Origin of the sequence: Flavobacterium eburneipallidum, assembly GCF_027111355.2 — a bacterium.
In the GTDB taxonomy this organism is placed as follows: domain Bacteria; phylum Bacteroidota; class Bacteroidia; order Flavobacteriales; family Flavobacteriaceae; genus Flavobacterium; species Flavobacterium eburneipallidum.
Genome location: NZ_CP114291.2, coordinates 324,246 through 344,623 on the forward strand (window position 1 = coordinate 324,246; position 20,378 = coordinate 344,623).

General features: G+C 33.1%; 19 protein-coding genes and 1 tRNA gene. 6 read left to right on the top strand and 14 right to left on the bottom strand.

Annotated features, from left to right (window positions below):
* Positions 1–70: 70 nt before the first annotated feature.
* The 6 genes from OZP15_RS01245 to OZP15_RS01270 all read right to left on the bottom strand — a co-directional run bounded on the left by OZP15_RS01245 (position 71) and on the right by OZP15_RS01270 (position 10,143).
* Positions 71–2,338, bottom strand: coding sequence for a helix-turn-helix domain-containing protein (locus tag OZP15_RS01245; protein ID WP_281336786.1), 2,268 nt, complete (start codon positions 2,336–2,338; stop codon positions 71–73).
* A gap of 99 nt (positions 2,339–2,437) precedes the next feature.
* The gene (locus OZP15_RS01250; protein ID WP_281336787.1) at positions 2,438–3,046 is read right to left on the bottom strand and encodes an OmpH/Skp family outer membrane protein; all 609 of its coding nucleotides are present in this window, start codon (positions 3,044–3,046) and stop codon (positions 2,438–2,440) included.
* A gap of 246 nt (positions 3,047–3,292) precedes the next feature.
* Positions 3,293–4,141, bottom strand: coding sequence for a class I SAM-dependent methyltransferase (locus tag OZP15_RS01255; protein ID WP_281336788.1), 849 nt, complete (start codon positions 4,139–4,141; stop codon positions 3,293–3,295).
* Positions 4,142–4,290: 149 nt separating this feature from the next.
* Positions 4,291–6,162 carry a tRNA uridine-5-carboxymethylaminomethyl(34) synthesis enzyme MnmG gene (gene mnmG / locus OZP15_RS01260; protein WP_281336789.1) on the bottom strand — a complete coding sequence of 624 codons (1,872 nt, stop codon included), beginning with the start codon at positions 6,160–6,162 and terminating at the stop codon, positions 4,291–4,293.
* A 247-nt stretch (positions 6,163–6,409) separates the two neighbouring features.
* On the bottom strand, positions 6,410–6,829 hold the full coding sequence (gene ybeY / locus OZP15_RS01265; protein ID WP_269226706.1) for an rRNA maturation RNase YbeY: 420 nt from the start codon (positions 6,827–6,829) through the stop codon (positions 6,410–6,412).
* A complete protein-coding gene (locus OZP15_RS01270) occupies positions 6,826–10,143 on the bottom strand; it encodes a DUF4175 family protein (protein ID WP_281336790.1) in 3,318 nt (1,105 codons plus the stop codon). The genes ybeY and OZP15_RS01270 overlap by 4 nt, the downstream gene beginning before the upstream one ends.
* A 132-nt stretch (positions 10,144–10,275) precedes the next feature.
* On the opposite strand from OZP15_RS01270, the gene gltX reads away from it, so the two are divergent.
* Positions 10,276–11,784, top strand: coding sequence for a glutamate--tRNA ligase (gene gltX, locus OZP15_RS01275; protein WP_281336791.1), 1,509 nt, complete (start codon positions 10,276–10,278; stop codon positions 11,782–11,784).
* A 33-nt stretch (positions 11,785–11,817) separates the two neighbouring features.
* Here gltX and OZP15_RS01280 read toward each other — a convergent pair whose 3' ends face one another.
* Entirely contained in the window at positions 11,818–12,459 is a 642-nt protein-coding gene (locus tag OZP15_RS01280) for a PorT family protein (protein ID WP_269226707.1), read from the bottom strand.
* A gap of 77 nt (positions 12,460–12,536) precedes the next feature.
* Here OZP15_RS01280 and OZP15_RS01285 point away from each other — a divergent pair, with 77 nt between their 5' ends.
* On the top strand, positions 12,537–13,523 hold the full coding sequence (locus tag OZP15_RS01285; RefSeq protein ID WP_269226708.1) for an SPFH domain-containing protein: 987 nt from the start codon (positions 12,537–12,539) through the stop codon (positions 13,521–13,523).
* Positions 13,524–13,552: 29 nt separating this feature from the next.
* Here OZP15_RS01285 and OZP15_RS01290 read toward each other — a convergent pair whose 3' ends face one another.
* The 4 genes from OZP15_RS01290 to OZP15_RS01305 all read right to left on the bottom strand — a co-directional run bounded on the left by OZP15_RS01290 (position 13,553) and on the right by OZP15_RS01305 (position 16,899).
* Positions 13,553–13,807, bottom strand: coding sequence for a DUF6327 family protein (locus tag OZP15_RS01290; protein ID WP_269226709.1), 255 nt, complete (start codon positions 13,805–13,807; stop codon positions 13,553–13,555).
* Positions 13,808–13,810: 3 nt separating this feature from the next.
* The gene (locus tag OZP15_RS01295; RefSeq protein WP_269226710.1) at positions 13,811–14,161 is read right to left on the bottom strand and encodes a competence protein; all 351 of its coding nucleotides are present in this window, start codon (positions 14,159–14,161) and stop codon (positions 13,811–13,813) included.
* 20 nt (positions 14,162–14,181) lie between these two features.
* Positions 14,182–14,511 (bottom strand): YtxH domain-containing protein, encoded by a 330-nt coding sequence (locus OZP15_RS01300; protein ID WP_281336792.1) that lies wholly within the window; start codon positions 14,509–14,511, stop codon positions 14,182–14,184.
* 273 nt (positions 14,512–14,784) lie between these two features.
* Positions 14,785–16,899: a glutamine--tRNA ligase/YqeY domain fusion protein gene (locus OZP15_RS01305; RefSeq protein WP_281336793.1), complete on the bottom strand. Its 2,115-nt coding sequence runs from the start codon at positions 16,897–16,899 to the stop codon at positions 14,785–14,787.
* 111 nt (positions 16,900–17,010) lie between these two features.
* Here OZP15_RS01305 and OZP15_RS01310 point away from each other — a divergent pair, with 111 nt between their 5' ends.
* The 4 genes from OZP15_RS01310 (at position 17,011) to OZP15_RS01325 (ending at position 18,063) form a co-directional block, all read left to right on the top strand.
* Positions 17,011–17,226 (top strand): hypothetical protein, encoded by a 216-nt coding sequence (locus OZP15_RS01310; protein WP_144255932.1) that lies wholly within the window; start codon positions 17,011–17,013, stop codon positions 17,224–17,226.
* Positions 17,216–17,515 carry a hypothetical protein gene (locus OZP15_RS01315; RefSeq protein ID WP_269226713.1) on the top strand — a complete coding sequence of 100 codons (300 nt, stop codon included), beginning with the start codon at positions 17,216–17,218 and terminating at the stop codon, positions 17,513–17,515. Before OZP15_RS01310 ends, OZP15_RS01315 begins: the two co-directional genes overlap by 11 nt.
* Before the next feature lie 2 nt (positions 17,516–17,517).
* The gene (folB, locus tag OZP15_RS01320) at positions 17,518–17,877 is read left to right on the top strand and encodes a dihydroneopterin aldolase (RefSeq protein ID WP_269226714.1); all 360 of its coding nucleotides are present in this window, start codon (positions 17,518–17,520) and stop codon (positions 17,875–17,877) included.
* A 115-nt stretch (positions 17,878–17,992) separates the two neighbouring features.
* A tRNA-Cys gene (locus OZP15_RS01325) sits at positions 17,993–18,063 on the top strand.
* Between the two features lie 83 nt (positions 18,064–18,146).
* Here the strand turns inward: OZP15_RS01325 and OZP15_RS01330 are convergent.
* The 3 genes from OZP15_RS01330 to OZP15_RS01340 form a co-directional block, all read right to left on the bottom strand.
* Positions 18,147–18,812, bottom strand: coding sequence for a hypothetical protein (locus OZP15_RS01330; protein WP_269226715.1), 666 nt, complete (start codon positions 18,810–18,812; stop codon positions 18,147–18,149).
* A 53-nt stretch (positions 18,813–18,865) separates the two neighbouring features.
* Positions 18,866–19,543, bottom strand: a complete 678-nt coding sequence (locus OZP15_RS01335; RefSeq protein ID WP_281336794.1) for a LysE family translocator — start codon at positions 19,541–19,543, stop codon at positions 18,866–18,868.
* Between the two features lie 97 nt (positions 19,544–19,640).
* On the bottom strand, positions 19,641–20,306 hold the full coding sequence (locus OZP15_RS01340) for a head GIN domain-containing protein (protein WP_281336795.1): 666 nt from the start codon (positions 20,304–20,306) through the stop codon (positions 19,641–19,643).
* Between the last annotated feature and the right edge of the window lie 72 nt (positions 20,307–20,378).

Sequence of the window (20,378 nt, forward strand, 5' to 3'; positions counted from 1 at the left end):
GCAAAAAAAAATCCCCATTTGTAGGGATTTTACAAAAACTTGTTATTGCAAAACGTCAAATCTCAAAAGATTAATTCAAACTCGCCTTGAACATTCTCAATTCTTCCCAAGTAAATTTATCGCCATATTTCTCTTTTAAAGGCGAAATCGATTCTTCTTTGTAGCCATAGAAAGCCTCGGTTAAATCTTTGACTTTATCTTCGGGTAAAACATCGTTGATATTTATAGTTTTGGTACTAATCAATTTGGTCAAATGGCTTAAAATAGTTTCTGGAGTAAACTTTCTAATTTGGGCAATTTCCTGAATGGTATTTTTTTCCAGCCACAATTCGTAGGTTTCCTGAACAGTAGATTTTTTAGGTTCTTTGGTTGCTTTTTCTTTTTTTGCATAACGATTTACATCCGCTTCGTCTTCAATCAAAGTGACATTAAGCTCTTTGAATTGATTGTGAATCGCTTCGGTTTTGTGAGCAATGTATTTTTTGATAACGTCAGACGTTAATTTTTCCTTCGAAATCGTTTCTCCAGCCACTACGGTTTCGATCAATAATTTGGCTTTCATCAATCGCAAAACAGCCTTGGTTTGCAGTTCTTCCAAAACCATTAACTCATCATAAAATGCTTTGGCTTTCTTCAATCGTTTGACTTCTTCAACCTTCCAAAGAATTTCAAAAACCAAATCATCCATCGGCTTGATAAAATAATTGTAAGCCGCTTGAAATCGCTCCGAAACATGATTCAAATCGACAGTTTCCGTGTTGAATATTTTATTCAATTGCAGAATGAATTTTTGGGATGGATCCAAAAGCCTGTCGATTGCTTCCAATTGTTTTGCCGCCCAGTTTGCCTGTTTGGATTTGGCCGAACTTTCGGAATTATCTGAATAACTGAACTTGTGATTGCGCCATTCTTGTGCTAATTCTGCCCAATCAAAACTGTTTATCAAATAGTTATGGATGAAATTTTTGGTTTCAAAATGCAACGAATTTTTCAGAAACTCTTCCGAAGCTTTGTTCAACGAATAATCCATCACGTCCTGATCGTTCGAAATACCATTCATTCGCAACGGAGAAAGTAAAATTAAGCCGTTTAACGAACGTAAACGCGACAAAGCCACATACGCTTGGCCGGGAAGGAAAACTTGCGAAACATCAAGCGCAGCTTTGTCAAAAGTCAATCCTTGGCTTTTGTGAACCGTAATTGCCCAAGCTAGTTTTATGGGATAATGAACAAAAGTTCCTAAAACCTCTTCCTCTATTTCCTTGGTCAATTCATCCACTTTGTAACGAATGTTTTCCCATTCGTATTTTTCGACTTCGATGGTTATGTTTTCTTCGGGAAAATGAACCAAAATCTCCTCTTTCGAAAGGGATTTTATGATTCCCATTTTGCCATTGAAATATTTTTTATCAAAAGACAAATCATTTTTCACAAACATCACTTGTGCTCCTACTTTCAACTTCAATGCTTCATCAACTGGAAATATTTTCTCTGGAAAATCACCCACAATCGACGGTTTGTAAACAACCAACTTTTCTTCCAAATCTTCCAAGGCTTGTGCATTCATCGCATCGGCTTTGGCATTATGGGTTGTTAAAGTGATGTAGCCTTTATTGGCTTTCAAATCGAAATTTGGATTTACGTATTGATTCAAGTTTTGAATGTCTTCCGAAGAAATTTGGTTGTTTCTCAAATTGTTCAAAATCGAAATAAAAACATCATCAGTTTGACGAAAAATCTTCGACAATTCGATGTACAAAGGCGGATTTTGTTGAATAACGTGCGAATGAAAAAAGAATTTCCCTTTGTAATACGTTTTCAAAGTGCGCCATTCCTCGTCTCTAATTACGGGTGGCAATTGCAGTAAATCACCAATATACAAAACTTGAACGCCACCAAAAGGAGTGTTTTTTTTGCGAACGGTTTGCATCATAAAATCCATGGCATCCAGCAAATCGGCACGAAGCATACTGACTTCATCAATAATCAACAATTCCATATTTTTGATAACAGATTTCTTTAAACCGCTCATTTTGAAATGCCTGCGCAAAGTGGCTTTGGTTTCAAACTTGGTACTTTCGGAAAAATGAGGCGATGAATTATCTGGAATAAATCCGCCGAAAGGCAACTGAAACATAGAATGAATCGTAACTCCACCCGCATTCAAAGCCGCAATTCCTGTTGGAGCAACGACCACAGTATTCTTATGTGTAGTTTGGATTATTTCACGAAGCAATGTTGTTTTACCTGTTCCTGCTTTTCCAGTAAGAAAAACAGATTTATGTGTTTGATTGATAAATTGAAGGGTATAAGCAGCGGCTTCGGAAATCGTTTGCATAAGGCGAGTAAATTTGAAAGCTAAAATATTGTTTTTGAGAATATAAAACAAAAAATGCCACGCAATTGCGTGACATTTAATACATTGTTTATGAAGAATTTATTTTTTATCAGCTGCTTTTTCAGAAGAAGTTTTATATTTTTCGTTCAATAATTTAACAATTTCTTTAGTGATGTCTAACTTTTCTTCAGCATACAAAATCGATGCTGGTTCACCTGTTCCGTAAATGTAAGTGTATCCTTTTTCTTTACCGTAATCTTTGATGAATTTTTTCACACCAGTTACCAAACTATCCATTTCGGTACCAGCTTCTTGTTGCAATTGTTGTGCTAACATTTGTTGCGCTTGAGCCAATTGTTGCTCTCTTCTTTGCAATTCAGCTCCTTTCTTTTGAGCCCATTCTTGACCATTAGCTTGCGCTTGAGATTGAAAATTACTAGCTTCTTGTTTGAAACGATTTATTTCAGCTTCCAGTTGTCTTCCTTTCTCTTCTGACTTCGCTTTGAATTTTTCCTGAATATCTTTTGCCTCGGTATATTCTTTCATTAAAACGGAAGTGTCAACATAAGCGGTTTTTGCTTCTTTAACAGTTGCAGCTGGTTTTTCGTTACAAGAAATTATTGAAATTGCTAAAGCAAGAATTAGAACTATTTTTTTACTCATCATTTTAATATTTGTTTTTTGGTATTCGTGAATCTTTGATTTCATTTTAAGATTTTTTTTGATTTTTAAGAATTGGTAACAAAAATATAAAAAAATAGATAGCATTGTCATAAAGTTCGAAAAATGCTACCTTTTTTCTGGTATAATAATTTGCTATTGTAAATATAGAATTGATAATTTGAATTGATTAAAACTGACCTTAATAGCTTTGAAATAATCGATTTTTTCAAAAAAGATAATATAGATAGTTTTTAGCGTAAAAACATCGCTTAAAAACGCTTAAAATGGTTTTTACTTATTTTTTAGGATGTAAATGTGTGAAGAATACTCAAAATCCTTTTTTGCCTTGAAATTAGACTTTAATCCCGTGAAAAAAGCGCTTATGAAATTCATTTTACCCGATTTGTATTTTTCGGAAAGTAAACTCACATAAAAAGAGTCAAATTTCATTGGAAGGATTTTTTCCAATTTCATTTCTTCTTTTTCAAAAAGCAATTGTATCGCTGTTTTAGAAAAATGCCAAAAATGAATCGGCACATCAAAAGCGGCCCAAAATTTTCCGTAGTGTTTTGCATCGAAAGATTTGAAATTAGGAACTGCAATAATTAAGGTTCCAGTTGGTTTCAACAAACGTTTCAATTCTTTTATTTGCTTATCTAAATCCGGAACGTGTTCTAAAACATGCCACATCGAAATGACGTCAAAAGAATGATTTTCTAATTCTGCTGTATTTTCTACAAATGAAATGCCTTTGCTTTTTGCAATTGTTTTGGCTCGATCACTTGGCTCCACTCCTATTGTTTCCCAACCATCATTTTTGGCTACTGACAAAAAATCTCCAGTTCCAGCTCCAATATCAAGAATCTTTCCTTTATTTGATTGAAATGAATTTATTAAATTTAATTTGTTTTTTAAAGCAATGCTTTTTATGAAATGGTATAATTTTTCAAACAAAGAACGTTTGTTGTCGGTGTGGGAAATATAATCTTCGCTTTCGTAGTATTTACCCAAATTTTCCAAACTCGGTTGCGGATGTGTAATTAGCATATCCAAAGTTTCGTCATAATACAAATCGAAAGTTTCCTGTGAAACCGAATAATCTTTTACAGTAAGAAAATGTTTTTTGTTTGAAATGTCCATTTTTAGTATTCAGTGGTCAGTTTTCAGTAATCAGTTTAGCACCGTTACTAAAAAAATTATTTATAAATTATATAGTTTCACGTGGAACAATTTTAAAAATCAGTGTTCAGTATTCAGCTGCTAACTGATTACTGAACACTGATTACTTTTTAACGTCCCATATAAATTAACAATACGGAAATATCACTAGGCGACACTCCGCTTATTCTTGAAGCTTGTGAAATAGTTACAGGACGGATTTTGCTTAATTTTTGCTTCGCTTCAATCGACATAGATTTGATTTTATCATAATCAAAATTTTCAGGAATTTTCACGTCTTCCAAACGAGTTAGTTTATTGGCGTTGTTTCGTTCTTTTTCGATATAACCGGAATATTTCACTTGGATTTCGGCTTGTTCTAAAATTTCCTGATCTAAATCATTCTCTTCAATATAAATCGCAACCTTTTCGAATTTGATAATATCTTCCAATTCAATTTGCGGACGAGAGAAAACCTTAAACATTTTATCGCCTTGCGTAATTAATGCTGTGCCTTTTGATTCCAAAATTGGATTTGTTTCAGCTACGGTAACACTGGTCTCTTTGAAGAAAGCAACCATCTTTTCGGATTCGTTCAATTTATGCTCCATTCTGCGCAAACGCTTTTCAGACGCTAAACCAATTTCATAAGACATTGGCGTTAATCTGAAATCAGCATTATCCTGACGCAACAAGGTTCTGAACTCGGCACGAGAAGTAAACATCCTGTATGGTTCTTCCGTTCCTTTCGTTATTAAGTCATCAATTAAAACACCAATATACGCTTCGTCTCTTTTTAAAGTAAACGGTTCTCTTTCTTGAGCTTTTAAGGCTGCATTAATTCCTGCCATTAATCCTTGAGAAGCGGCTTCTTCATATCCGGTTGTTCCGTTTATTTGTCCGGCAAAATACAAACCTTCAACTAATTTAGTCTCCAAAGTATGTTTCAACTGCGTTGGCGGAAAATAATCGTATTCGATAGCATAACCTGGACGGAAGAATTTCACGTTTTCAAAACCAACAACCGAACGCAGCGCTTTAAATTGAATATCCTCTGGAAGCGATGTAGAAAAACCATTTACATACACCTCGCAAGTATTCCAACCTTCTGGTTCAACAAACAATTGGTGTCTTTCTTTATCCGCAAAACGATTAATCTTATCTTCGATAGACGGACAATATCTTGGTCCAAGTGATTGGATTCTTCCGTTGAACATTGGCGATCGATCAAAACCTTCTCTCAAAATATTATGAACTTCAAGCGAAGTATAGGTCATATGACACGACCTTTGATGAATCAAAGGCGAAGTGATATCTGAATAAGAAAACTTGTCTGGCTTTGCATCTCCTTTTTCTTCGTTCATTTTAGAATAATCCAAAGAACGCCCATCGATACGCGGTGGCGTTCCAGTCTTCATTCTTCCTGATTGAAATCCTGCATTGACCAAATCTTCGGTAATTCCATAAGCCGCACTCTCGCCTGCTCTTCCTCCACCGAATTGTTTTTCTCCAATATGAATCAAACCATTCAGAAACGTTCCATTGGTCAACACCACCGATTTCGATTTGATTTCAATTCCAAGCGAAGTTCGAACACCTTTTACTTTTCCGTTTTCGATAATCAAACCTTTGACCATTTCTTGGTAAAAATCAAGATTTGGAGTTCCTTCCAGCATCAATCTCCATTCTTCCGCAAAACGCATTCGGTCACTTTGAACCCTTGGCGACCACATTGCAGGCCCTTTGGATTTGTTCAGCATCTTGAATTGAATCGCAGTCTTGTCAGACACAATTCCAGAGTATCCGCCAAGCGCATCAATCTCACGCACAATTTGTCCTTTTGCGATTCCTCCCATTGCAGGATTGCAAGACATTTGCGCAATGTTCTGCAAACTCATTGTGACCAACAAAGTTTTCGACCCCAAATTGGCTGCCGAGGCTGCGGCTTCGCAACCAGCGTGACCTGCACCAACTACAATTACATCATATTCTTCTAGAAACATTTTTTTCTTGTTTTTGATTTCAGACTTACGTCTAAAATCATTGTTTTAAACTTTGTTCCACGTGAAACAAACAATTTCAAATTACAGACAAATCATTTTTTGATTTCAAGTTTCCCCAAAATAAAAATCTTTTTCCACACTGTTCCACGTGAAACAAATTAAAATTTATTTTCATTTGCATTAAAAATTCAATTCGATTTTCACGTGTTCCACGTGAAACAATCACAAATCTTTCACGTACCAATCACTACTGTTCCACGTGAAACATAGCGATTTTTTCATCTTCTTTCTTTCTCATCAAAAGTTCATCTTCTTCAGATTTATCTTTATATCCACAGTAATGCAAAACACCGTGAACTATAACACGCTTCAATTCTTCATCGAAAGAAACATTGAAGTCTTGTGCGTTTTCTTTAACTCTATCTATAGAAATAAACATATCACCATTAATTTCGTTACCAACTGTATAATCAAAACTGATAATATCAGTATAATAATCGTGTTGCAAATGTTCTTTGTTTATCTCCAACAAATACTCATCATCGCAAAAGATATAATTAATCTCTCCTTCTTTCTTCCCTTCAGATTTTATTACATTAGAAATCCAACTGCTAATAGCTTCTTCATTCTCTAATGTGAATTCTGTTTCGTAATTAAAGTCTATCATTTTTTATTGAAATATTCTTGAACTTTTTGATTAAAAATGGAGCGCAAAGGTAAGGATTGTCTATTTAATATTTCTATACTATTTAAATAATCCAATAATGCGGATGGCAAGGGTTTAGCTTGGTTGGAAAACTCCTTTTTATTTATTTCTGCTTGGCGTTTATTTTCCTGTCCTTGCTGTTGAATTGCTGTGTTTAATTTCAGCAATTCCTGCTTCACATTTAAGATTCTTTGTAATACATCATTCTTAAAACCTTTGTTCAACAATTGCTTTTCGATCTGCTTCATTTGTTCCAAAGCATTCTGTCCGTTTCCTCCAAGTCCTTTCTTCTCTAGTTCATTTTGTAATGCTTCCCGCAATTGCTTTTGCTCTTTGTAAATTTCCATAATTACTTTTGCATCGCCTTCACCATCTTCACCATCTTCGCCATTGGATCCTCCACCTTGTTTACCACTTTTACCATCCTTTCCTTTCTCGCCTTCATTGCCCTGTTTTTGTCCGGGCTTCTGACCTTTCTTCATTCCTTCTTTCATCTTCTCTCCAAGACCTTCCTGCTTCTTGATGATATCCGGCAATTGCATTCCTTCGCCTTGTCCCTTTTTAGGTTTACCACCACCCATACTTCCTGACATTTGCATCTGCATATTATTCAGAACATCCGTTAGAAAATCAGCTAATTTATTAGCAGAAGAAACGGTGTATTGCTGATGAGAAACTCCTTTTGCAACTTGAGCATCAGCCAAAGTCTCTAAAGATTTATCCAAATTATAATGTGCATTTCCAATTTCTTTAGTGATGTTTTCACCAATTTTTGGGTTACGCAAAGACATCGCAAACAAGCTGTCGTCAATATGTTTGAACTGCAATTTTAAATCTTGTTGGTTTTTCAAAGCTTTATTAAAAGCAGGCGAACCGATTTTATATCCTTTGAATTTACCCATCAAATCTTCTTGTGAAAATGAAAAAGCCAAAAGATTATCCAGAACTTGGCGCAACATCGCAATGTCTTCTTCCAGTTGTTCCATTTCGCCACCTTCCATACTTTGTTCCATTTTCTGAGACATTTGTTTCATCTTTTTGGCAGCACTTTTTTGTCTAGGTTTGGCAGATGATTTACTTTTCTTTTGCAATTCATCCGAAGCTTTTTTCAAATCTTCGTCAATACTTTTTTCTTTTGCTGGGTCAGTTGAAATATCTAACGGTTTTTTCAATTCTTTGTTTTCCTTATCCAATTCCTTTAAATCCTCCTGAACTTTATCAAATTCCTTATTGATTTCGTCTTGGTTTTCTTTGGTGTTTTCTTTGTCTTGATTTGATAAATCTTCCTGCTTATCTGCCAATTTATCCAGTTTATCTTTTAATTGTTCTGCTTTTTTCTGAACATAATATTTCTTGGTCAGCTCAACCAATTGTTCTAAACTCTTCGATTGATTTTTGGCAGTTTGCTTGAACTTATCCATTTTCTCCATCAAATCTTCCTGTTGAATTTTTTCATTCAATTCTTTTAGTTCGTCCAATAATTTTTTATTTTTCTCTAAATCCTTATCTACATTTTCAAGTCTTTTTTGCAACACTTCTTTAAATTCATCTTTCTTTTCCGTTTTAGACTTATCTAAATTCTCTTTCATTTTCTCGGCAAACTCCTTCATCATTTTATCCTGCTGATTTTGACGCTTGATAAAATCATTAATTTTTTGTTGGTCTTTAAACTCCAAATTGTCTTTTTCTTTTCCAGATTTTTGCAACTTATCCATTTCAGAAATTTGCTTGTCCTGATTTTTTAATGATTTTTCCAAACCATTAATGCTTTCGTTTTGCTGTTGGAATTGTTGATCTTCTTTCTCATCATCTGTAGCAATACGATTCGAGAAAACGGAAGATTTTGTGCTTTTGAAATTATGAATCGCATCGTTATCAAAAACCTCAAAATAGTACTCATAAGAAACTCCCTGCTCTACCGGAAGCGAACCTGGAAATGCAAAAATGAACTGATCATACAGATTTGACTTGACAGCTATTGTTCCACGTTTAACCAATTCAGGCTTGTTTTTAGGATAATAAACCACCTGAAGCCTAGATAATCCGTAATCATCGGAAATTTGTCCTAAAACATAGTTTTTGTCGATTTTAAGGCTATCCGGAGCGTTGTTTACATTGATAGTTGGAAACTGATCTTTGATTACCGAAATTTGGTAATTCAATTTCTCGTAGTTCTTCACTTTAGCATTCGAAGTCAGGATTTGGTATTCTGTGTTTTGAGAAATTTGTTTCGATAAAGTAAAATTGTTTTCAGATTTGGCAAAAGTCAAATTAGAAGTCAAATCTTTCCACACTACATTCTGTGTTGCCAAAGTATTAATTCTCCAAGTAACGCGAGTGCCTTCGGGAAGAATCGCGTTTCCATTTCCTTTGATGATTTCCTGTTTCTTTTTCAAGTAATAAGGGAAATTTAAAATCATTTCAAAATTGGCAATCGACGGAACAGTCACCATATTCAATTCATAATCGGAAGAAGAAACTGCATTCGCCTCCACGTGGAACAAAACATTGGATAAAGGCTTTTCAATTCTGTATTGGAACTCTCCAGGTTTGGTTGTTTCCATAAAATAGCTTTCGTCACCAATAAAAATCATTGCATTTTCAGGAACTATTTTTCCTTCGGTCTTGATGCGAATGATGAAATCTTTATTTTGTTCTGTTTGCAAATTACTGTTCAGCATCACGAATTCAAATGGTGCAGGTGGCAAAAACTGATCTCTAAAATGCACTACCCTATTCAAACTTTGAGAAATTATTTTGCTGTTTCCGGAAACATAAAAGAAAACGAAAAACAAAATCGGCAGTATTGCCAAAGGCAAATATTTCCGATTGGTATTAAAATTAATGGCGTTTCCAAAAGGTATAGGCTGCAAAGAATTTGCTTTTTGTTCTATAGAAGCCAATAACAATTCGGATTGATTTTCGTCATTCGATAATTGAAGGAAATTCGTCAATTTGTCACTTACTTCCGTGAAATGATTTCCAATGATGGCAGAGGCTTCTTTGTAATCAATTCCTTTTTGAAGCTTAAATAATTTAAAGATTGGAAACAAAATAAACCGGAACAAAAGGAAAATTTCAACAAAAATAAAAGTCAAAAACAAAAGTGTTCTTCCCATTGGCTTGAGCCAAAGAAAATATTCCACAAAGAGCGTGAACAAGAAATACAACAATCCCAAGCCAACGAAGAAAATCATTCCCCGAATCAGTTCGTTGGTGTAAAACTTCTTGATGAAAAGTTCCAGCTTTTGGTATATGAATTTTGAATGTTCCAAAATCTATAAAAGTGTTTTTATAACCGATAAAAGTAACCATTTTTCAATTCTATTTGATGTTAAAAATTTAATAAAGGCTAATTCTCTAAAAACTTCTGACTTCTAATTATATTTGCATCAAAATTTATACAAATGTCACAACAAGTTCGAGTGCGTTTTGCACCAAGTCCAACGGGACCTTTACATATTGGTGGAGTGCGTACTGCCCTATTCAATTATTTGTTTGCCAAAAAAAACAACGGCGTTTTCTTTCTTCGAATAGAAGACACGGATCAAAATCGTTTTGTTACAGGTGCCGAAGAATATATTATGGAATCTTTAGAATGGTTAGGAATTGCTCCTGATGAAACTATTGGAAAGAATGAAAAATTTGGTCCTTACAAACAATCGGAAAGAAAGCATTTGTACAAGCAATATGCTGATGAATTAATCAATTCAGGTTGGGCATATTATGCTTTTGACACTGCCGAAGCTTTGGATTTGCATAGAAAACAACACGAAGAACAAGGAAAAACCTTTATCTATAATCATCATAACAGAGAAAAACTAGATACTTCTTTGGTCATTTCTGCCGAAGAAACAGCACAAAGAATTGCTGCTGGCGAAGATTATGTGATTCGTTTTAAGACTCCGGTTGACGAAACTTTGCATTTGAAAGACATCATTCGTGGAGATGTAAAATTCGAAACCAATCTTTTGGACGATAAAGTATTGTTCAAAAGTGACGGAATGCCAACCTATCATTTGGCGAATATTGTCGATGATCATTTAATGGAAACGACTCACGTGATTCGTGGTGAAGAATGGTTGCCGTCAATGCCATTACACGTTTTGTTGTACCGAGCCTTTGGTTGGGAAGCACCAGAATTTGCCCATTTACCATTGATTTTGAAACCGGTTGGAAATGGAAAATTATCCAAACGTGATGGGGATAAATTAGGATTTCCAGTTTTCCCATTAGAATGGAAAACCGAAGAAGGCGTTTCTTCCGGTTATAGAGAAGAAGGATTCTTTCCTGAAGCTGTAATCAACTTCCTGGCATTATTGGGATGGAATGACGGAACAGAGCAAGAGTTGTTTACGTTGAAAGAATTAGTTGAAAAATTTGATTTGAGCAGAGTGCATAAAGCCGGAGCTAAATTTGACCCAGAAAAAAACAAATGGTTCAATCATCAATATTTGGTGAAGCAAAATGATACTGATTTGGCAAAAACCTTTGCTCCTATTGTCGCTGAAAAAGGCATAGATTCCTACGGAATGACAAAATTGGAAAAAATAGTTTCATTAATAAAAGAACGAGCTCATTTCGTTTCAGAATTTTGGGACTTGAGTGATTTCTTTTTTGTAGCTCCAACGTCTTATGATGAAAAAGCAAGAAAAAATTGGAAAGAGGAAACACCCGCTTTGATGCAGGAATTGATTTCGGTTCTTGGAGAAATAACTGATTTTACTTCTTTAAATATCGAAACCATCGTGAAAGACTGGTTGACAAAAAACGAAATTGGAATGGGAAAAGTAATGCAACCCTTCCGTTTGAGTTTGGTTGGAGCTTTGAAAGGGCCTCACCTATTTGACATTGCGGAACTCATTGGAAAAGAAGAAACGATAAATAGAATTGAAAAAGCAATAGCTACTTTATAAAACTAAAAAAGCTCCCAAATTCGGGAGCTTTTTTTATAAATACAATATCAAATTAGCATTTGCAATTCCAGGATTTCCTTTAAAATTGACTCCTAAATTTTTGTTGTTTAAATTACCCAACATATTATTGACGCCATATTGATAGGAAACATTCAAACGAACGTGCTTTACTCCTGCTGTAATTCCAACTGTTGGATAAAAATTAAATTTAGAAATATCGACAATATCTTTAGCTAATAAAGTTGTCCCTGTTATAATATTGTTTTCTTTACCCGATTCTACCTTAAGCTTTCCGTTAATTTGAACCAAAGGACCAAACTCTATACTCAAATGATTTTCGACAATTTTATAACTCAATTGTAAAGAAACTTGAGCTGATGCCAACTTGTAATTTACATCTTCATTGAACAAAAGAAGAGAATTTGTAGCCACTGAAAAATTGTTTTCGCTAAACTGCATCGCATAGACCATATCCCAATCGTTATAGAAATTACCTCTCATAGAAAGTCCTGCATTCCACCCCATTTCTGGTTTGGTTTCAAAATTATTGGTGTTCAATGTAAATTGATTTAACCCACCAAAAATTCCTATTCTGTTAGAATCTCTGTACTTGTATTGTGCCAAACCTGCTGTTGCAATTAAGAGAAAAGCAATACTAAAAGCTATCTTTTTCATAAAGTTGAATTTATTCGTCCACAAACCTAAAGTTTTTTTGTAATTTAACAGTGATTTTTAACCTAAATTATACTTCTATGAATCCATTATTAATTTTTATTATTGTTTTTGGTCTTTTTATTTTTCTATCTTCTTTTTTTACTGTCAAACAACAAACAGCTGTTATTATCGAACGATTTGGAAAATTTTTAAGCATCCGCCAATCTGGACTACAACTCAAAATTCCGTTGATTGATAGAATTGCAGGACGTGTGAATTTAAAAATTCAACAATTAGATGTTATTATTGAAACCAAGACTAAAGACAATGTTTTTGTAAAACTTAAGGTTTCTGTACAGTTTATGGTTGTAAAAGAAACGGTTTATGACGCTTTCTACAAACTGGAATATCCTCACGATCAAATCACATCGTATGTTTTTGACGTAGTTCGTGCCGAAGTTCCAAAACTAAAATTAGACGATGTTTTTGAAAGAAAAGACGATATTGCTATTGCTGTAAAAAGAGAATTGAACGAAGCCATGACCACTTATGGTTATACGATTATCAATACATTGGTTACGGATATTGATCCAGATATTCAGGTAAAAAATGCGATGAATAGAATTAATGCTGCCGATAGAGAAAAAACCGTAGCTGAATTTGAAGCCGAAGCCTCTAGAATTAGAATTGTTGCCAAAGCACAAGCAGAAGCCGAAAGTAAAAAACTACAAGGACAAGGAATCGCCGATCAAAGACGTGAAATTGCTCGTGGATTGGTAGAAAGTGTAGATGTTTTGAACAAAGTAGGCATCAATTCGCAAGAAGCTTCGGCATTGATTGTGGTGACGCAGCATTATGATACTTTACAAGCCATTGGAGCTGATACGAATTCTAATTTGATATTATTGCCCAATTCGCCTCAAGCTGGAAGTGATATGTTGAATAATATGGTAGCTTCATTCTCTGCTTCGAACCAAGTAGGCGAAATGATGAAGAAAACCAAAAGAAGCAAACCAACAATAACTGACAATACTCCAGATTATCAAGAACTTCAAGCACCAGAAGAACCTGAAGAAGAGGTTTAAAATCAAGATTATTTCAACAAAAAAGAGGCTTAATTGCCTCTTTTTCGTTTTCTAAACCAACTGATTAAAAATGGAAGTGCTATGTTAAATATCGTTCCTGAATGATTGGATATAATGGATTTATAATCTCCTAAAATCTCTTTTATTATATTTATTGGAGATAAGCCATCTTTAACATGATGAACATTTAAAATAATTCTTTGAATATTTAACTCCTTTTCTATTTTCAGAATTTCTAATTCCTTTTCTATTTGTGCGTAGGATGAATATCTCTTCTTTTCCATAATTTAATCATTAAAAAAGATTTCTGAAAATTTTTCTAAAATTGGTCCTTCTACTATTTTGTCTTTAATTAAAAATAAAAGACCAGTGGTAACTAAATAAAATCCAGCAATGATAAGAAATCCCAAGGCATAACTACCTATTGCATTTCCAATAGCAAAAGCCGCAGCAATCGAACAAAAGAACAAAACCATGGTCAATGTAATTGCAATTAATGCAAATTTCAAAATCATGGTAGTTGATTTCATTGCTAGTTTAAAAGCTCGCAACTTATAGTATTTTGCAGTATTATCAATATAGGATTGTGCTTCCTTTTGAATTTCTTCGGTGTTTTCTTTTAGTTCTTCAAAAGCCATAAATAGTTTTTTTTAGAATTTTAGCTATGATTAGCAGTTTGTTTTTTCAAATCAGCCAATTTTTTTTCTAAAAAAGAAATAACATCTTCCGTTTTATCACTCGCACTAGAAACCATGTGTTCATACGTTTCCTCTAAACTGTGTTTTTGTGCACCTGAAAATTTATTTCTTAACTGCTGGGTTACATCTTCGTATTTGTGCTTTAAATTGTCTTTGGCTTCATCAAAACCTTCTTTAATTTTTTCTCTGGTTTTTGAACCTTTATCTGGAGCAAATAAAATCCCTACTCCTACTCCTATCGCTGCACCTACTAAAAGTGCCAATGCTGAATTTCCTGTGTTATTTGACATCGTTTCTAGAATTAAAATTAATACTTCTTTAAAGTTAATCAATTTATGAATACCTCGATGTTAATATGCCGTTAATTCGTTTAAAAATTAAAATAAAGGATTCTGTAATTAAAACTTTTTAGAAACGATTAAATACCTGTAAAACTTGAAAAAATCCCTTAAAATCGATTTATGAAGGTTATTTTTAATTACTAAAATTGATATAATTTTTAAAATTAATCGAAAAAACAAATCATAAGAAAAGTGCTTTAAAAAAAGCACTTTCCATAGTTTTTATTTATTTAAAACTTGTTCAATAAATTCCATTTCTCTATCAGTTGTATTTTTCGGAGGATTGGATTTTAGTTTCAAAATTTCTTCTCTAAAGGAATTTATTAAATATGAATCATAATCTCGTAAATTCAAAAGTGCTCTCGAACGAACAAATGATGATTCACTTCGTAATGACATTAAGTACAATTTAGTAACATCTTCTTTTTCAAAATCAGCCGATTTTAAACTGGAATATTTCAAAATCAGTTGGGCAAACAACAAAGAACTTTTGTTGTTGTTGATGTTCTTTTTGAAAGAATTTTGCAATAAACTGTAATTCACAATTCCGGCTAAAGTTTCTCCTATTGCTTTTCTGATAGCAATACGTTCTTCTCTTGTAGCAACTTTGAAATATTTATTGATTTCTTTTAAAGCATTGTTAATACTATTTTCCTCTTTTTTACCTTTTTCTTCCCAGGCATCTTTAAGTCCAACCGTTTTGTTAAATACTAATTTAGAATCAGTTGAATCCTTATCAACATTGAAATAACCCAAACGTTGGAACTGAAATTTATCTCCTGATTTTGCTGTAGCAAGACTTGGTTCTACAAATCCTTTCACGATTTGCAAGGAATTGGAATTCATAAAATCAAGGAAGTTTTTCTCCTTGTGACTGTCTGGTGCTTCGTCAATAAAAAGACGGTCATACAAACGTACTTCGGCTTCCACAGCGTGTTGGATAGAAACCCAATGCAAGGTTCCTGCCACTTTTCTTTTAGAGGCTTCACTCCCACTTCCGCTCAAAGAATCGGTATCATAAGTCACATGAATTTCAGTAATATTTCCAGCTGAATCTTTTACAACAGATTCTCCTTTAATGATATACGCATTTTTCAAACGCACTTCATTTCCAATAGACAAACGGAAAAATTTAGCCGGAGCGACTTCTAAAAAGTCTTCTCTTTCGATGTACAATTCCTTCGAAAAAGGAACTTTTCTGAAACCCGCATTCTCATCTTCCTGATTGTTTTCGGCATCCAAAAGTTCTTCATTTCCTTCTGAATAATTGGTAATAATTACTTTTACTGGATCTAAAACAGCCATAACTCTTGGAGCCGTTTTGTTCAAATCTTCACGCAAACAAAACTCCAAAAGTGAAACATCAATCACATTTTCTCTCTTGGCAACACCAATAATATCACAGAATTTACGAATAGAATTGGCGGTATAACCTCTTCTTCGTAATCCTGAAATCGTTGGCATTCTAGGATCATCCCAACCGTTAACTATATTTTCCTGAACCAATTGCAATAGTTTTCGCTTACTCATCACCGTATAATTCAGGTTCAAACGCGCAAATTCATATTGGTGTGGTTTTACCTTTTTATCATCATAAATCTGGTCTAAAAACCAATTGTATAATTCTCTGTGCATCACAAATTCCAAGGTACAAATGGAATGTGAAATTTGCTCGATATAATCACTTTCGCCGTGTGCATAATCATACATTGGATAGATTTTCCAATCGTTTCCTGTTCTATGATGGTGACGGTGCAACACTCTGTACATCAAAGGATCACGCATGAGCATATTAGTCGAAGCCATATCAATTTTAGCTCTTAAAACATGACTTCCTTCTGGGAAATCTCCATTTTTCATTCCTTCAAACAAAGTCAAATTTTCTTCAACCGAACGATTTCTGTATGGTCCATCAACGCCAGGTTGAGTCGGAGTTCCTTTTTGACTCGCCATATCTTCAGAAGATTGACTGTCAACATAAGCTTTTCCGTTTTTAATCATTAGAATTGCCCAATCGTACAACTGCTGAAAATAATCAGAAGCATAACGTTCTTCGGCCCATTTGAAGCCCAACCATTGCAAATCTTCTTTAATAGCATCAACATATTCTTGCTCTTCATTCGCCGGATTGGTATCGTCAAAACGTAAATTAACTGGCGCATTGTACTTTAAACCCAAACCAAAATTCAAACAAATGGATTTGGCGTGACCAATGTGTAAATATCCATTAGGTTCTGGCGGAAAACGGAAACGTAAATTGGCTTGAGGAAAACCACTTGTTAAACTGTCTTCTAGGATTTGTTCTATAAAATGAAGTGATTTCTCTTCGGTTGACATAATTTTCTGTATTGGATTGCAAAGGTAAAAAAATAGATGATAGATAATAGACTTGTGGATAATAGACTTTCAATTAAATTTATTGCTATTTTTGTATAAATATCGAACGTTATGAGACAAGTTACAGTTACAATTCCGGATGAATACTATGATAATTTGATAGAATTTTTAAAGCCTATTCCTGATACAGTTGTTGATAACAGAGAAGAGGAATATAATAAAAAAATTCAAGAAATGGTTTTAGAACGTGTAAAAAATTCTAAACCAGAAGATTATGTCGATGCTAGAGAATCTGTACAAAGATTAAAACTCAAATATGGCTTTTAAAGTACAGCAACAAATTCGTGCAGAATTAGAACTTGACGAAATTATTTATTATTATGAAAATATTCAAGTTGGCTTGGGAAATAGATTTTTAATCGACTATGTAAATCTAATTGATACATTAGAAACCTATCCTTTTTTTGAGCAAAAATATAATATCATAAGAAAATTACCTTTCAAAAAATTTCCATACACCATTCACTTTCAAATAGATGAATTTGAAAATATAGTTTATATTGAATCTATATCTTGTGATTATCAAAATCCTTCAAATACAAGAATAAAATTATAAAAATGGGAATTATAAAACTAAAAAATATCCGTACTTACTCGTATCACGGCTGTTTGATTGAAGAATCAAAAATTGGTTCGGATTACTTGGTAGATTTAGAAATAAAAGCTGATTTAGAGGAATCTGCAATTAGTGATGATTTAAAAGATACGGTAGATTATGTGCATTTGAACCACATTGTTGTAGAAGAAATGGCTATTCGATCCAATTTATTAGAGCATGTTGCACAACGAATCATCAAAAGAATTTTTAATGAAATTGAAACAGTTTCTAAAATCAAATTAGGAGTTTCAAAATTGAATCCGCCTATTGGTGGTGATGTTGAAGCGGTTACGATTGAAATGAAAGAAAATAGAAAATAAATTCTAAATCTTAAAAATTCCAAATTCCAACGTATGCAAATATTATTTTTTTAAATGGAATTTGAAATTTGCATTTTGGATATTTTATAGTACATTTGCAGTCCAATTAATAATTGGCGTCGTGGCCGAGCGGCTAGGCTGGGCTCTGCAAAAGCTCCTACTCCGGTTCGAATCCGGACGATGCCTCTGAATTAACCTCTCCTTTTGAGAGGTTTTTTTATTTTTAATTTTTAGGAAAAATTATGAAAAATTATGGTTATCAAAAAGTTTTAATTTAATTCAATTCTTATCTCGCTAGATATTTTCCGCAATGTTTCTTGGCTTATTCCCATTGAAAAATGTTTATGAAAATAAATATTACCTCTTTTATTTAAATCAGTTCTATTCATAGATTGCTTATCAATATTAGAAAACTTTTTAAATAATCCAGTTTTTTTATTTAAATATTTCAGATAATTTAAAATTCCCCAAAACAAAAAAATTAGCTTTTCGGGATTATTTAATAGTTTATCCAATTCTATGAGATGTTTTCTATTTTCTTGAGACAGAAGATATTCATTAAATTGTTTGTTGTTTATAGAAGACATTCCTGTTGTTGGAAATCCTACAATTTCTATAAAAGATATTTTATTAGCTAAATTACTTTCAAGATTAAGTTTTGATATTGCCGTATGGTATTTTTTTCCTTCACCATCGTATTTTGGATGTAAAAAAGGATGATGAATATTATATTTTTTCCAAAATTTAACTCCGTCAGTAAGATATTCTTTAACTAGTTCAAATATTGATAATTCCTCAATATTTATAGCCCAATTCGGATCTTTACCTACAAACAAAACTTTTGCATCAATTGGATTTGCACCTTGAAAATTTCTTAAATTATAAAGATTTATTAAAGCTTTTGATGGATGTTTCTGAAAATTACTATTCCCCATTTGAATTTGATTTAATAAAATTACTTTTAAAATATAATTAAGTTTAAAATTAATTACTTATCAATCCTTTCCAAAGCATCTTTCAACTTCTCTTTTTCTTTTGGGAACCAGCCTTGAACAATTAAAGCTACTCCAAAAACCATCAAAACAATACTGATTATTTTCTTAATTTTAAGAATATTAGTTGGAGTCAGTTTCGTTTTTAATTGTTTGGCTAATACTATTTTAATACAATCGACTAGTAAATAAGTGATAATTACAGTGATGAAAAAAGTCAACATTCGTGAGTTTTCCATTTCTAATTTTGGTCCAACCGAAATAATAACAGCTAGCCAAAATCCCAATACTCCAATGTTGATAATATTCAGAAAAAAGCCTTTTATAAATAAACCTATATAGTCTTTTTTGAGGATTTCGTTGTCTATTTTTTTGGTATTTATATTCTTTTCTTTATGCAAACTTATGTATGAAATAACACCGTAAGCCAGCATTAATATACCGCCAAACATAAACAAAGCCGAATTATCTTCCAGACTTTTTATCAATCGATAACTTCCTAAATAAGCAATGGCGATAAAAATAATATCGCCTAAAACTACGCCTAAATCAAAGACTAAAGCAGCCCTGAATCCTTTTATAATACTAGTTTCTAGTAATATAAAAAAAACAGGGCCTATCATAAAACTTAAAAAAATTCCCCACGGAATTCCTGATAAAATATCGTTTATCATTTTTTAGTTGTTGGTTGTAGGTTCTTGATTGTAGGTTGTAAGTTGCTATCCATTTCTAATAACTTACAACCAACAACTTATAACTTACAATAATTTTCTAATTTTCTTTAATTGTTCCGCCTAAAACTGTTTTTTGGTTGATTTGTTTTGGCTTACCATAAATGGTTATCGTTCCACCAGCTCTTGTTTTAGCATCTACTAAATCAGTTGCATACACATCGGCAAAACCTCCTGCATTTACAGATACTGTGGCTTGTGTAGCGTTACAATCTTTTCCTTGAAATTTTCCTCCTGCATTAGTAACTACATCTAAATTTTGAGTTGTTCCTGCTAATTCTACTTCGGATCCACTAGAACTGGTAACACTAATTTTTTTAGCATTAATAGTAGCATTAATACGAGAACCTTCTTTGGCAAGAAGCTTGAAATTTATGGCTTTTATTTCGGTTTCACAAGATATATAAGAACCTTCATTAGCTTCTATTCCTTCTAATTTTTTAAAATAAACTGTTGCTAATAAATCTTCTCCATTCAAAAATTTACCTAAAGGAAGCCTAATTTTTAACTCACCATTATTATTAATAACCTCTGCTTCTCCTTCATATTTTCCTTTTAGCTCTACTTTATTTTGACTTGCTGCTACTAATTTGACTTTAATTTTATCAAAACCAGTCACTTTATCAAAATCTCCAACGTTTTTGGTCACTTGAGCAAAGGTAAATTGCGATACTAAAACTGCTGCTATAATTAATACTTTTTTCATTGTTATTATTTTTTAAATTATTGAATCATTACGAATACAAACGATTCAAAGTTGGTATTATTTTAAAAAAAT

Excerpts from the sequence above, each read along its gene's own strand:
- OZP15_RS01245 (WP_281336786.1), bottom strand. The coding sequence starts at position 2,338 with ATGCAAACGATTTCCGAAGCCGCTGCTTATACCCTTCAATTTATCAAT.
- OZP15_RS01250 (WP_281336787.1), bottom strand. The coding sequence starts at position 3,046 with ATGAAATCAAAGATTCACGAATACCAAAAAACAAATATTAAAATGATG.
- OZP15_RS01255 (WP_281336788.1), bottom strand. The coding sequence starts at position 4,141 with ATGGACATTTCAAACAAAAAACATTTTCTTACTGTAAAAGATTATTCG.
- mnmG (WP_281336789.1), bottom strand. The coding sequence starts at position 6,162 with ATGTTTCTAGAAGAATATGATGTAATTGTAGTTGGTGCAGGTCACGCT.
- ybeY (WP_269226706.1), bottom strand. The coding sequence starts at position 6,829 with ATGATAGACTTTAATTACGAAACAGAATTCACATTAGAGAATGAAGAA.
- gltX (WP_281336791.1), top strand. The coding sequence starts at position 10,276 with ATGTCACAACAAGTTCGAGTGCGTTTTGCACCAAGTCCAACGGGACCT.
- OZP15_RS01280 (WP_269226707.1), bottom strand. The coding sequence starts at position 12,459 with ATGAAAAAGATAGCTTTTAGTATTGCTTTTCTCTTAATTGCAACAGCA.
- OZP15_RS01285 (WP_269226708.1), top strand. The coding sequence starts at position 12,537 with ATGAATCCATTATTAATTTTTATTATTGTTTTTGGTCTTTTTATTTTT.
- OZP15_RS01290 (WP_269226709.1), bottom strand. The coding sequence starts at position 13,807 with ATGGAAAAGAAGAGATATTCATCCTACGCACAAATAGAAAAGGAATTA.
- OZP15_RS01295 (WP_269226710.1), bottom strand. The coding sequence starts at position 14,161 with ATGGCTTTTGAAGAACTAAAAGAAAACACCGAAGAAATTCAAAAGGAA.
- OZP15_RS01300 (WP_281336792.1), bottom strand. The coding sequence starts at position 14,511 with ATGTCAAATAACACAGGAAATTCAGCATTGGCACTTTTAGTAGGTGCA.
- OZP15_RS01305 (WP_281336793.1), bottom strand. The coding sequence starts at position 16,899 with ATGTCAACCGAAGAGAAATCACTTCATTTTATAGAACAAATCCTAGAA.
- OZP15_RS01310 (WP_144255932.1), top strand. The coding sequence starts at position 17,011 with ATGAGACAAGTTACAGTTACAATTCCGGATGAATACTATGATAATTTG.
- OZP15_RS01315 (WP_269226713.1), top strand. The coding sequence starts at position 17,216 with ATGGCTTTTAAAGTACAGCAACAAATTCGTGCAGAATTAGAACTTGAC.
- folB (WP_269226714.1), top strand. The coding sequence starts at position 17,518 with ATGGGAATTATAAAACTAAAAAATATCCGTACTTACTCGTATCACGGC.
- OZP15_RS01330 (WP_269226715.1), bottom strand. The coding sequence starts at position 18,812 with ATGGGGAATAGTAATTTTCAGAAACATCCATCAAAAGCTTTAATAAAT.
- OZP15_RS01335 (WP_281336794.1), bottom strand. The coding sequence starts at position 19,543 with ATGATAAACGATATTTTATCAGGAATTCCGTGGGGAATTTTTTTAAGT.
- OZP15_RS01340 (WP_281336795.1), bottom strand. The coding sequence starts at position 20,306 with ATGAAAAAAGTATTAATTATAGCAGCAGTTTTAGTATCGCAATTTACC.